10 protein-coding genes are annotated in these 12,752 nt (G+C 72.3%); 6 read left to right on the top strand and 4 right to left on the bottom strand.

What is annotated here, in order from left to right:
- The first annotated feature begins 69 nt into the window (after positions 1-69).
- Positions 70-1,488 carry a sugar porter family MFS transporter gene (locus ACFVFQ_RS18035; protein ID WP_383416486.1) on the top strand — a complete coding sequence of 473 codons (1,419 nt, stop codon included), beginning with the start codon at positions 70-72 and terminating at the stop codon, positions 1,486-1,488.
- Positions 1,489-1,584: 96 nt separating this feature from the next.
- On the opposite strand, the gene ACFVFQ_RS18040 is transcribed toward ACFVFQ_RS18035, so the two are convergent.
- The 3 genes from ACFVFQ_RS18040 to ACFVFQ_RS18050 form a co-directional block, all read right to left on the bottom strand.
- Positions 1,585-3,297 (bottom strand): ankyrin repeat domain-containing protein, encoded by a 1,713-nt coding sequence (locus ACFVFQ_RS18040; protein ID WP_383416489.1) that lies wholly within the window; start codon positions 3,295-3,297, stop codon positions 1,585-1,587.
- Positions 3,298-3,358: 61 nt separating this feature from the next.
- Positions 3,359-4,363: an LLM class flavin-dependent oxidoreductase gene (locus ACFVFQ_RS18045; RefSeq protein WP_383416492.1), complete on the bottom strand. Its 1,005-nt coding sequence runs from the start codon at positions 4,361-4,363 to the stop codon at positions 3,359-3,361.
- A gap of 92 nt (positions 4,364-4,455) precedes the next feature.
- Complete coding sequence (locus tag ACFVFQ_RS18050) at positions 4,456-5,955, bottom strand: purine-cytosine permease family protein (RefSeq protein ID WP_383416495.1); 1,500 nt, start codon at positions 5,953-5,955, stop codon at positions 4,456-4,458.
- 414 nt (positions 5,956-6,369) lie between these two features.
- On the opposite strand from ACFVFQ_RS18050, the gene ACFVFQ_RS18055 reads away from it, so the two are divergent.
- Positions 6,370-6,612, top strand: coding sequence for a hypothetical protein (locus tag ACFVFQ_RS18055; protein WP_383416498.1), 243 nt, complete (start codon positions 6,370-6,372; stop codon positions 6,610-6,612).
- Positions 6,613-6,736: 124 nt separating this feature from the next.
- Positions 6,737-7,963 (top strand): signal recognition particle-docking protein FtsY, encoded by a 1,227-nt coding sequence (gene ftsY / locus ACFVFQ_RS18060; protein ID WP_383416500.1) that lies wholly within the window; start codon positions 6,737-6,739, stop codon positions 7,961-7,963.
- A 250-nt stretch (positions 7,964-8,213) separates the two neighbouring features.
- Here the strand turns inward: ftsY and ACFVFQ_RS18065 are convergent, their stop codons facing one another.
- Positions 8,214-8,924: a bifunctional DNA primase/polymerase gene (locus tag ACFVFQ_RS18065; RefSeq protein WP_383416503.1), complete on the bottom strand. Its 711-nt coding sequence runs from the start codon at positions 8,922-8,924 to the stop codon at positions 8,214-8,216.
- Between the two features lie 476 nt (positions 8,925-9,400).
- Between ACFVFQ_RS18065 and ACFVFQ_RS18070 the strand changes: the two genes are divergently transcribed.
- The 3 genes from ACFVFQ_RS18070 to ACFVFQ_RS18080 all read left to right on the top strand — a co-directional run bounded on the left by ACFVFQ_RS18070 (position 9,401) and on the right by ACFVFQ_RS18080 (position 12,752).
- The gene (locus tag ACFVFQ_RS18070) at positions 9,401-10,894 is read left to right on the top strand and encodes a hypothetical protein (protein ID WP_383416506.1); all 1,494 of its coding nucleotides are present in this window, start codon (positions 9,401-9,403) and stop codon (positions 10,892-10,894) included.
- 173 nt (positions 10,895-11,067) lie between these two features.
- Positions 11,068-12,417, top strand: a complete 1,350-nt coding sequence (locus tag ACFVFQ_RS18075) for an ammonium transporter (RefSeq protein ID WP_383416509.1) — start codon at positions 11,068-11,070, stop codon at positions 12,415-12,417.
- On the top strand, positions 12,414-12,752 hold the full coding sequence (locus ACFVFQ_RS18080) for a P-II family nitrogen regulator (protein WP_383416512.1): 339 nt from the start codon (positions 12,414-12,416) through the stop codon (positions 12,750-12,752). The genes ACFVFQ_RS18075 and ACFVFQ_RS18080 overlap by 4 nt, the downstream gene beginning before the upstream one ends.

Below are 12,752 nucleotides of genomic sequence, written 5' to 3' on the forward strand. Positions count from 1 at the left end.
CAACGTGTGCACCACTTGTAGGGCCAGCCCCCTACGCCCGGCAGCGCAGCCGGGCCACTGGAGTTCACGTTGACCAGCACCGCGCAGCCGACGGTCCCGGAAGGCCGCAAGGCCCAGCCGGACCACCTCGGCCATGTCATCTTCATCACCGCGGCTGCCGCGATGGGCGGCTTTCTCTTCGGCTATGACAGCTCCGTCATCAACGGCGCCGTCGAGGCGATCCGCAGCCGCTACGACGTCGGGTCCGCCGTCCTCGCGCAGGTGATCGCCATCGCCCTGATCGGCTGCGCGATCGGCGCCGCCACCGCCGGCCGGATCGCCGACCGGATCGGCCGGATCCGGGTCATGCAGATCGCCTCGGTGCTGTTCACCATCAGTGCCATCGGCTCCGCGCTGCCGTTCGCCCTGTGGGACCTGGCGATGTGGCGCGTCCTGGGCGGCATCGCGATCGGCATGGCCTCGGTCATCGGCCCGGCCTATATCGCCGAGGTCTCGCCGCCCGCCTACCGCGGCCGGCTCGGCTCCTTCCAGCAGGCCGCGATCGTCGTCGGCATCGCCGTCTCCCAGCTCGTCAACTGGGGCATCCTCAACCTCGCCCACGGCCAGCAGCGCGGCACCATCGCCGGCCTGGAAGCCTGGCAGTGGATGCTCGGCGTGATGGTCGTCCCCGCCGTCCTCTACGGCCTGCTCTCCTTCGCGATCCCCGAGTCGCCGCGCTTCCTGATCTCCATCGGCAAGGCCGACCGCGCCAAGGAGGTGCTCGCCGAGGTCGAGGGGCACGCCGTGGACCTCGACGCCCGGATCGTCGAGATCCAGGACGCGATGCGCCGCGAGCACAAGTCGACCTTCAAGGACCTGCTCGGTGGCAAGGGCGGCTTCCTGCCGATCGTCTGGGTCGGCATCGGGCTCTCCGTCTTCCAGCAGCTCGTCGGCATCAACGTCGCCTTCTACTACTCCTCGACGCTGTGGCAGTCGGTCGGCATCAACCCGGAGAGCTCGTTCTTCTACAGCTTCACCACCTCGATCATCAACATCATCGGCACCGTGATCGCGATGATCTTCGTGGACCGGATCGGTCGCCGTCCGCTGGCGCTGATCGGCTCCGCCGGTATGGCCATCGCGCTGGCCCTGGAAGCCTGGGCCTTCTCCGCCAAGACCGCGGCCGGCACCCTGCCGGCGGCCGAGGGCACCGTGGCGCTGATCGCCGCGCACGGCTTCGTCCTCTTCTTCGCGCTCTCCTGGGGCGTCGTGGTCTGGGTCTTCCTCGGCGAGATGTTCCCGAACAAGATCCGCGCTGCCGCGCTGGGCGTCGCCGCCTCCGCGCAGTGGATCGCCAACTGGGCGATCACGGCCAGCTTCCCCAGCCTCTCCGACTGGAACCTGTCCGGCACCTACGTGATCTACGCGGTCTTCGCCCTGCTCTCGATCCCCTTCGTGCTCAAGTTCGTGAAGGAGACCAAGGGCAAGGCGTTGGAGGAGATGGGCTAACCCCCCGCCAGCCCTCTCCTCAGTCCTCGCCGCTGCCCCGACTCACCCGAGTCGGGGCAGCGGTGTTTTCGCGCCGGGCACGCCGGACCCGCCCGCCTACGCCAGGAGCTGGCTGTCGGCGGGTATCTCCACCCAGCGGCGGGGCGGGCCGGTCACGGGCTGCGGGGTCGGCACGCGCAGACCGGCCGCGGCGGAGGCGTAGGCCAGCGCGCTCGCGTCGTAGAGGTCGTCCGGCAGGGAGCGGCTCCAGAAGCGGTGGGTCCAGTGGCCCTCGGGCGCCTCGTCGAGCGGCGGGAGGCCGAGCTCCTCGGACCGTTCGGTGCGGCCGTCGCGGGCGAGGGTGCCGAACGTGCCGCCCTTGGGGCTGACGTAGAGGCCGTACGCGGTGGCGCCCGGGGAGAGCGCGGCCAGCAGCGGGTCGGTGCTCAGCACGTAGGACGCCGGCTGGAGCAGGACGCAGCCGCCGGGCACGCCCGTCACCCCCACCGCGCGGTGGGCGCCGGCGCCGTAGGGATCGAGGCCCCAGGATTCCGGGGCGGACGGATCCGCCCCGGGGGGCGGCGCCCACGCCGGGCCGTCGGCGGGAGCGCCCAGCCGACGGACCGCCTCCGCCTCGTCGACGCCGGCCACGAACGCGACCGAGCTGCCCTCGGCGCGCACCCCGCGGAAGACCGCCGCGCGCTCGTCCGCGTCCCGCACGGCGGCGCGCTCCTCGGGCGTCAGCGGCACCGCGCCCGGCAGGCCGGCGAACAGCGGGGCCAGCGCGCAGGTCAGCGCCAGCCGGCCGGGGGAGCGGCCGCCGAGCTGTGGGCGCCAGGCGTCCGCGCCGGCCCGGAGCAGCACCTCGGCGGCCCCCGCGGCACCGTGACAGACGGCGCCCCACAGCGGGGTGCATCCCTGCTCGTCCGGGGCGTCCACCGCCGCGCCGTACTCCAGGAGCGCGGCGACGGCCTCGGGGGAGCCGTGGGCGGCGGCCAGGTGCAGCGGGGTCTCCGGGGAGCCGGGGGCCAGGGCGGTCGGGTCGGCGCCGTGCGCCAGGCGGGCCAGCACCAGGGCGGTGTCCCGCCACTGGGGCGGGGACAGGAACTCCCAGTCGCCGCGCGCCGGTTCGGGCGCAGCGGCAGGGACCTGCACACGCGGCTCCGGCTCGGCAGGCCGGGCCATGAGCGCGGCCGGGCCCGCGGCGAGCGTGCGGAACCCCCGCGATTCCGCACGCTGTGCCGGCGGCGCGGCGTCCGGCCAGACCTCCACCACCCCGCCGGCCGCCGCCCGCAGCGGCCCGGCGTCGAGGACCGTGACCGTCTCGGGCACCTGCTGGTCCGGCCACTCGATCACCAGCTGGGTGACGCCGGCCGGCGGCAACTGCGAGAGGTGCAGCTCCAGTTGGTAGTGGAAGGCGCCGCCGGAGCCGCCGCTCATCCGCAGGGTCGGACCGCGCCGCTCGGCCAGCGGCCAGGGCGCGCCGTCCAGGGTGGTGACCTTCCGCCCGTCGGCCAGCAGCAGCCCGCAGCGCAGCGCCCCGTCGCCCGGGTGGCCGTGCGGCGCGGGCGGGCCGCCGGGGCCAAGGCGCCGCAGGAAGACCGACAGCCGCATCGTCACCGACCCCGGCCACACCTCCCAGCCGGTGAGCAGGATCCGCGCGTCGGGGCCCGCGCCGGCTTCGGCGACCTGCGGGAGCTGCGCCGGGACGAACCAGTGGGCGGGCGCGAACTCCTCGTCGTCACCGGGCACGTACGGGCCCAACTCCAGGGTGTCCGGCGGGGGTTCGGAGGGTGGGGCGGACGCGGGCAGACCGTCGAAGAAGCTCATGCACCGATCGTGACACCCGGCACTGACAATCGACCGCGTCGCGCCCGCGGGCCGCCCCGGCTCAGCCCGCCAGCCGTGGCGCGACCCGCTCCGCGAACAGCCGCAGCGACCGCCAACCCTCCTCGACCGGCATGCCGCCGCACAGCGGATGCAGGATCAACGTCCCCTGGGCACCGTCCTCTTGGGCCAGTCGCAGACAGTCGTCCGGAGTGAGTATCCGGTAGACGCCCTCGGCACGCAGGGCCGCGGTGTCCCGCGCGCGGGAGCGCACCGCGGAGTGGTTCCCGGCGGGCTGCCAGGCCGCGTACCGCCGCGCCTCGTACAGCAGGTGGTCGCCGTGCTCGGCCCAACTGCGATCCGGGTTCTCGGAGAGGTGCAACAGGCAGGTGCGCGGCGGTGGTTGGAGCACCCAGCCGGTCGTGCCGGCCGCGGCGCACTGCTCGTGGTAGTAGCGCTCCAGCTCCGGCAGATGGGCGCTGGGGAAGAGCGGCAGCCCCAGGCGGGCCGCCCGTCGGGCCGCGGGCCGCGAGGCGCCCCCGATGAGCAGTGGCGGGTGGGGTCGGGAAAACGGGCGCGGGGTGACCTGGACGGTGCGCCCCCGGTAGCGGAACGGTTCGCCGGTCCAGGCGTCCAACAGCGCCCGGAGCACCTCGTCTTGAAGGGCGCCGCGCTCGCGCCACTCCTTGCCGTGCGCCGCGTACTCCTCGGGCCGGTAGCCGAGGCCGGCGACGGTGATCAGCCGGCCGCCGCCGAGCAGGTCGAGCACGGCGAGGTCCTCGGCCAGCCGCAGCGGGTCGTGCAGCGGCGTGAGCAGGGCCGAGATGGTGACGCCGATCCGGCGGGTGGCGCCGAGGACGGCGCCCGCGAAGGCGAGCGGGGCCGGCATCCAGCCGTTGTCGGTGGCGTGGTGCTCCTCGGTCTGGACCATGGTCAGGCCGTGGTCGTCGGCGTACCGGGCCATCTCGACGGCGGCCCGATAGCGGGCACGGAGGTCGCCCGGCGCGGCCGGTGGGCCGGCGAGGTTGAAGCGCAGGACCGTGGTGGGTGCGGCAGAACCGGCGGACATGACGGGTCCCCTTCGCCAGAGCAGGTGGCGAAGGGGACCGTAACTGACGATACGTCAGTTCGCCAGGGGGAGGGGCGGTATCCGGCCGCCGGTCAGCCGACCTCGACGGCCGGCCGCTCCTCGTCGGCGTCCGCGGCGGGGGCCGCCTCCGGGGTGACGTTCTCGCGGGCGGCCGGCAGCGCCGCGAAGACCACCGCGGCGATCAGGATGGTGGCCGCCCAGCCCAGGCCGTTCTGGCCGATCCAGGTGTCGGCCAGCGGGCCGGTGAACCACTGGACCTTGGTGAACGACAGGCCGGCCAGCAGGGCGACGCCCCAGGCCGTCATGGCCTGCCAGCAGAAGCCGCCCTTGTACCAGTAGCGGCTGGTGCGGTCGATGTTCATCAGGCTCGGCGCGTGGTAGCGGACCGCCTTCTTGCGGCGGCGGGCCATGTCGATGCCGTAGACGCCGATCCAGGCGGAGAAGGAGACCGCGAGCAGCGTCAGGAAGGCGATGAACTGGCCCACGAAGTCCTTGGCCACCAGCATCATGAACAGCCCGCCGATCAGGCTGATCGCGGCGTTGATGCTGACCGCCAGGGCGCGCGGCAGCTTGACGCCCATGGTCTGCGCGGTGAAGCCAGCGGAGTACATCGACAGGCTGTTGATCAGCATCATGCCGATCAGCGCGGTGATCAGGTACGGGATCGCGATGGCCGACGGGAGCACCTGGCCCAGGAAGGACATCGGGTCGGTGTTCTGGTTGGCCAACTCCGGCTTGGAGACAGCCATCACGCCGCCCATGACCACCATCGGGACCAGTACCAGGGCCGCGCCCGAGACGGTGGTGCCGACGATCTTCTTGCCGGAGGCGGAGTGCGGCAGGTAGCGCGCGAAGTCCGGGCCGGTGGGCACCCAACTGATGCCGCCGGCCGCGATGGTGCCGATGCCCGCGATCATCATCGCGCCGCTGCCCGGCGACTTGGCGAAGATCGCCCCCCACGGCATCTCGACGATCAGGTAGATCAGGACGACGACGCTGATGAGGCTGAAGAGGTACGTGGAGTACTTGTTGCAGACGTTGAGCGCCTTGCGGCCCATCCCGCTGATCAGGAAGGTGCAGGCGACGAAGCCCAACAGGGTCACCACGACCAGGACGTTGTTGGTCTGGATGCCGAACACCAGGCGGAGCACGGTCAGGATCGCGTAGGCGCCGCTGACCGCGTTGATCGTCTCCCAGCCGAAGCGGGCGACCCAGAGGATCGCGCCGGGGAAGTAGTTGCCGCGTACGCCGAAGGCGGCCCGGGAGAGCATCGCGCCCGGCGCGCCGCCCCACTTCCCGGAGACCGACAGCAGGCCGACGATCCCGAAGGAGATCGTCGCGGCGATCGCGGCGACGATCAGCACCTGCCAGAAGTTCAGGGCGTTGTTGATCACCAGGGAGGCGCCCATGGTGAGCAGCAGCACGCTGATGTTGGCCGCCACCCAGGTCGGGAAGAGCTCCCGGACCCGCCCCCGGCGTTCGTGATCCGGAACGGGCTCGATGCCGCGGGTCTCAACGGCGCCGTCGGCGTCGGAAGTGGACGTGGATGCAGACGTGGTGCTGGTGCCCATGGGTGCAGCTGTCTCCGTGCGGGGGTCTGGGTGGCACCCCCGGGAGAGGAGGTGCAGGCAGCGGCTGTGGTGCCTGGCCAGAAAAGTGGTTGCCAGGACTCTACGCGCGTTGCTCAGCCGTCGACCATCGTACTTTGTTCCAAGTTCTTTCGATCCGTCCGCTTGGACTCCTTGACGATCGCACGGGGGCGCGGTGGCTGTCGATGAATCCAGTCACACCCCCGTGATCAGGACATACGAGACGCAGGGGACGCCCTGACCGCTGCCTTCGCCCGGCGCCGGCCGGCTCCCGGCCCCTGCCCGGGGCCCGTCGGAGAGACGTACGTCTCGTTTGAGCGCGGGTGCGCTGTCATCGGGCGGCGGGATCCCGCCCCTCGGGGCATGGCGCGACGGAATTGGTGCAAGGTGAACTCAATGAACGACAGCGAACCCGCCCAGGAGGCCGATGTGCCCGCCAAGACATGCCAGTGGTGCCAGGGCACCGGCTATGTGTCCCAGGCCCTGGCCTACGCCCCCGGCGTCGACCCGTTCCGCGGCCCGTACGAGACCGTCCAGCGGGCCGGCGAGTGCCGCCACTGCCGGGGATCGGGGATGTACGAATCCGACCGGGACCCCACCCTGGAGCGCTGGCGCACCGGGGAACGCAGGGAGTCCTGAGGCCAGTTCCCGACCGGGATCACCCAGGGCGCGCGGGAGTTGAGGGAACCCCGCCGGCAACCGGGACGGGCCCCCGGGCGCGTGCGGCTATCCGCGGCGGGGTGTGGCTGATACTGGAGGGGTTATGGAAACCGTCATCCTTGCCGTAGTCATCGCCGTGGTCGTGCTCGGCGCGATCAGCGGGCTGGTCGTCACCGGCCGCAAGAAGAAGCTGCCGCCGCCGGCCGCCCCCAAGCCCTCCGTCACCGCGCCCCCCGTCGAACCGCAGGTCGGCGAGGAGGCCGAGACCCCCCGCGACGAGGAACGTCGCACCATCGAAGAAGTCGAGTTGCCCACGGCCGAGGCCCCCGTGGCCGAGGCCGAGGCGCCGCCCGCCGAGCCGGAGGCGCCTGCCGCCCCCGCCGTCGAGGTCCCCGAGCCGACCGCCGGCCGCCTGGTGCGGCTGCGCGCCCGGCTCGCCCGCTCCCAGAACACCCTCGGCAAGGGCCTGTTGACCCTGCTGTCGAGGGAACACCTCGACGAGGACACCTGGGAGGAGATCGAGGACACCCTCCTCACCGCCGACGTCGGCGTCACCCCCACCCAGGAACTGGTCGAGCGGCTCCGCGAGCGGGTCAAGGTCCTGGGCACCCGCAGCCCCGAGGAGCTCCGCAAGCTGCTCCGCGAGGAGCTGCTCACCCTCATCGGCACCGACGTCGACCGCTCCGTGCACACCGACGGCGCCGTCGGCAACGGCGGCGACGAGATCCCCGGCGTGGTGATGGTCGTCGGCGTCAACGGCACCGGCAAGACCACCACCACCGGCAAGCTGGCCCGCGTCCTGGTGGCCGACGGCAAGTCCGTGGTGCTCGGCGCGGCCGACACCTTCCGCGCCGCCGCCGCCGACCAGCTCCAGACCTGGGGCGAGCGGGTCGGCGCCCGTACGGTCCGCGGTCCCGAGGGCGGCGACCCGGCGTCGATCGCCTTCGATGCCGTCAAGGAGGGCATCGCCGAGTCCGCCGATGTCGTGCTGATCGACACCGCCGGCCGGCTGCACACCAAGACCGGGCTGATGGACGAGCTCGGCAAGGTCAAGCGGGTCGTCGAGAAGCACGGCCCGGTCGGCGAGGTGCTGCTCGTCCTGGACGCCACCACCGGCCAGAACGGCCTCGTCCAGGCGCGGGTCTTCGCCGAGGTCGTGGACATCACCGGTGTGGTGCTCACCAAGCTGGACGGCACCGCCAAGGGCGGCATCATCATCGCCGTCCAGCGCGAACTGGGCGTCCCGGTCAAGCTGGTCGGCCTGGGCGAGGGCCCGGACGACCTGGCGCCGTTCGAGCCCGAGGCGTTCGTGGACGCGCTGATCGACTGACGGCGACACGGCGCGACGGCGGCGGCCCCCGGTACCCGTGGACGACGGGTACCGGGGGCCGCCGCCGTTCCCGTAGGACATCGGGGCCCGGGCCAACGGGAGCCCCGCACCGAGCGTTCGGATCAAGCCAAGCGGCGGGCGGCTGACGTCGGCGATCACATCCGGCCAATGCGGCCGCGCGGCGCGGGAGAGGGCGGCGCAGGCCGGGCCCGCCCGCCGCGCGCCCCGTACCGCCACGACGCGCCCCCGCTCAGCGCCCCGGCAGGCCGGACACCACCGCACCGGCGGCCGCCCGGCCGCCCGACGCCCGGTTGCACACATACGCCAGCGCGCCCAGCAGCAGCCGGGCCTGCGGCGGGCAGCCGGCGGTGTCCAGGACCGGCGGGCGCAGCCAACGCATCGGCCCCCGGCCGCCGAGGTCGGACGGCGGCGCGGTGACGTGGTCGCCGGGGCCCAACGGGCGCAGATCCAGATCCGCGTCGTCCCACCCCATGCGGTAGAGCAGATCGGGCAGTTCCTCGGCCGCCCCCGGGGCGACGAAGAACAGCGCGCGCCCGGTGGGCGTGGCGGCCACCGGCCCCAGCGGCAGCCCCATCCGCTCCAGCCGCACCAGCGCGCCCCGGCCCGCCTCCTGTGGCACGTCCAGGACGTCGAAGGACCGGCCCACCGGGAGCAGCACCGCGGCGCCCGGCGTCTCCGCCCAGGCGGCGACCGCCTTCTCCAGCGTGGCGCCGGCCGGCACCCCGCGGGCGAAGGAGAGCGGATGGGCGCCCGGGGAGGGGCAGTTGGCGGCCCCGCACGAGCACACCGTCCGGCCGCCGGCCCGCACCGCGCGCGCCCCGGGGACGACGTCCCAGCCCCACAGTCCGGTGTACTCCGCCGCCGCGGTGCCTTCGGCGGAGCGGACGCGACGGCGCGAGCCGGAACGGAGGTCCCGGATGCCGCCGATCGTGAAACCCATTCCCCCTCCAACGGGTGGTGCTGGTAAGTGGTGACGAGTCGGCGAGTTGACGAGGAGACGGTTCTTCACGCTGCTGTTCACGCTCCGTCGGCGCATTGCGGTGCCGGTGGTGTGCCGTCACGCGCCGGGTGGCGCGGCTCGGTCCGCACGCCCTCGCGTGCACCGCTCCGCCCGCGCCCGGACGACCTGTGTCAAGTCAATCGCGAGAGGGGGCCGGGGAGTTCATTCAAAGGGGTGGCGAATGGTGGCGTTTCTGCAATCGCCCTCCCGACGGGCGTGATCGTAGGATTACTTTCGGTGCACGAACCCGCAGGGCAACATTCGTACGCGTATGCCCGTGGCAACGCGTGAGGGGCGAAGGTCGCAGGTGTGGCCGGATTCCGCGGTCGGGTAGATGTACCGCGGAACAGGGGCCGCAACAGGCGGCATCCTGTGGGTGGTTCGCGGACAAGCGCTATCGGAATGGGGGCGTTCCTGTGGGCGGCACGGACGGCACCGCCGGCTCCACCAGCACGGACGGCACCGACGCCGTCAAGCGTCCCAACGCGCAGTTGGGGTCGTGGTTCCTGCGCAGTGGCTGGTCCAAGGGCGAGTTGGCGCGGCAGGTGAACCGTCGAGCGCGCCAGATGGGCGCCCACCACATCAGCACCGACACCTCCCGCGTGCGCCGTTGGCTCGACGGCGAGCAACCCCGGGAACCCATCCCGCGGATCCTCTCCGAACTCTTCTCCGAACGCTTCGGCTGTGTGGTCGGCATCGAGGAGCTGGGGCTGCGCTCCGCGCACCAGTCGCCCTCCGTCTCCGGCGTGGACCTCCCCTGGGCCGGGCCCCAAACCGTCAACCTCATCAGCGAGTTCACCCGCAGCGACCTGATGCTGGCGCGCCGCGGCTTCCTGGGCACCTCGCTCGCGCTCGCCGCCGGCCCCTCCCTGATCGAGCCGATGCAGCGCTGGCTGGTGCCGGTGCCCGCCGCCCCGGGCGAGCCCGGTGCGCACACCGAGCGGCCCCGCCGCCCGGCCCGGCTCTCCCGCCCCGAGCTGGAGCTGCTGGAGGCGACCACCGCGATGTTCCGGCAGTGGGACGCGCAGTGCGGCGGCGGCCTGCGGCGCAAGGCGGTGGTCGGCCAGCTCCACGAGGTCACCGACCTGCTCCAGGAGCCCCAGCCGCCCGAAATCGCCCGGCGGTTGTTCAAGGTCGCCGCCGAACTCGCCGAGCTGGCCGGCTGGATGAGCTACGACGTCGGCCTCCAGCCCACCGCCCAGAAGTACTTCGTCCTCGCGCTGCACGCCTCCAAGGAGGCCGGCGACCGCCCGCTCGGCTCGTACATCCTCTCCAACATGAGCCGGCAGATGATCCACCTCGGCCGGCCCGACGACGCGCTGGAGCTCGTCCACCTCGCCCAGTACGGCAGCCGGGAGACCGCCACCCCCCGCACCCAGGCGATGTTGTATGCGATGGAGGCCCGGGCCTACGCCGGCATGGGCCAGCCCAGCAAGGTCAAGCGCGCGGTGCGGATGGCCGAGGACACCTTCTCCGACATCACCGCAGACGAACCCGATCCGGACTGGATCCGCTTCTTCTCCGAGGCCGAACTCAACGCCGAGAACGCCCACTCCTACCGCGACCTCGCCTACGTCGCCGGCCGCAGCCCCACCTACGCCTCGCTCGCCGAGCCGGTCATGCGGCGCGCCGTCGAGCTGTTCGCCAAGGACCCCGAGCACCAGCGCTCCTACGCGCTCAACCTCATCGGCATGGCCACCGTCCACCTGCTCCAGAAGGAGCCGGAGCGGTGCGCCGAGATGGCCCAGCAGGCGATACCGTTCGCCCGGCAGGTCCGCTCCGAGCGGGTCAACAACCGGCTGCGCAAGACGGTGGACACCGCCCTGCGGGAATTCGGCACCGTCGGCGAGGTCGTCGAGCTCAGCGACGAGCTCTGCCGGCAGCTCCCGGAGACCGCCGTCGCCGGCTGAGCCGACCGCCCGCGGTGAACGGGGAGTTCATCGGGGCGTAACACGGCGGACCACTTCGTCACCCCGGTGAAACACCGACAATGTTTGGCCGAAACGGCGCCGCGACACCCTCATCGCGAAGCCGGCCCACCCCCACCACCCGCACGGGCCGCATCGACGACGAGGAGACGCCGATGCCCCCAGGCATCCTTTCGCTCGCAGACGGCCTGGCGGAAAAGGCCACGCTCAGCCCCGCCAACACCGGGTTCATGCTCATCTGCTCCGCCCTGGTGATGCTGATGACCCCCGGCCTGGCCTTCTTCTACGGCGGCATGGTCCGGGTCAAGAGCGTGCTGAACATGCTGATGATGAGCTTCATCAGCCTCGGCATCGTCACCCTCCTGTGGGTGCTCTACGGCTTCGGGCTGGCCTTCGGCACCGACGCCGGCGGCGTCATCGGCTGGAACGGCGACTTCGCCGGCCTCGGCCACATCGGCCTGACCCAGCTGTGGGGCACCAGCACCATCCCGATCTACGTCTTCGCCGTCTTCCAGCTGATGTTCGCGGTGCTCACCCCCGCGCTGATCAGCGGCGCCCTCGCCGACCGGGTGAAGTTCACCGCCTGGGCGCTCTTCATCGCCCTGTGGGTCACCGTCGTCTACTTCCCGGTCGCGCACTGGGTGTGGGCCGACGGCGGCTGGCTGTTCAAACTGGGCGTCATCGACTTCGCCGGCGGCACCGCCGTGCACATCAACGCCGGCGCCGCGGCGCTCGGCGTGATCCTCGTCGTCGGCAAGCGCATCGGCTTCAAGAAGGACCCGATGCGGCCGCACAGCCTGCCGCTGGTGATGCTCGGCGCCGGCCTGCTGTGGTTCGGCTGGTTCGGCTTCAACGCCGGCTCCTGGCTCAACAACGACGACGGCGTCGCCGCGGTCGCCTTCGTCAACACCCAGGTCGCCACCGGCGCCGCGATGCTCGGCTGGCTCGGCTACGAAAAGCTCCGGCACGGCTCGTTCACCACCCTCGGAGCGGCCTCCGGCGCGGTCGCCGGCCTGGTGGCCATCACCCCCGCGTGCGGCGCGGTCAGCCCGCTCGGCGCGATCGCGCTCGGCGTGATCGCCGGGGTGCTGTGCGCGATGGCCGTCGGCCTCAAGTACCGCTTCGGATACGACGATTCCCTCGACGTGATCGGCGTCCACCTCGTCGGCGGCATCGTCGGCTCGCTGCTGGTCGGAGTGTTCGCCACCGGCGGCGTGCAGAGCCAGGCCAAGGGCCTCCTCTACGGGGGCGGCTTCGCCCAACTCGGCAAGCAGACCGTCGGCGTGGTCTGCGTCCTGCTGTACTCGCTGGTCGTCTCCTACGTCCTTGCCAAGGCCGTCGACCTGGTGATGGGCTTCCGGGTCGGCGAGGACGAGGAGATCACCGGCGTCGACCAGGCCGCACACGCCGAGACCGCCTACGACTTCGCCGGCGCGGGCGGCGGCACCACGGCCCGCAGGACCACGGCACTGGGCGAAGCCCCGACCAAGAAGGTGGACGCGTGAAGCTCATCACGGCAGTAATCAAGCCGCACCGGCTCGACGAAGTGAAGGACGCCCTCCAGGCGTTCGGGGTGCACGGCCTGACCGTCACGGAGGCCAGCGGCTACGGACGACAGCGCGGGCACACCGAGGTGTACCGGGGCGCCGAGTACACCGTCGACCTGGTGCCCAAGATCCGCATCGAGGTGCTCGTCGAGGACGCGGAGGCCGAGGAGTTGGTGGAGGTCGTCGTCAAGGCCGCCCGCACCGGCAAGATCGGCGACGGGAAGGTGTGGAGCGTGCCCGTCGAGGAGGCCGTACGGGTGCGGACCGGGGAGCGCGGACCCGACGCGCTGTGA

Origin of the sequence: Streptomyces sp. NPDC057743 (assembly GCF_042798755.1) — a bacterium.
Classification (GTDB): Bacteria; Actinomycetota; Actinomycetes; order Streptomycetales; family Streptomycetaceae; genus Streptomyces.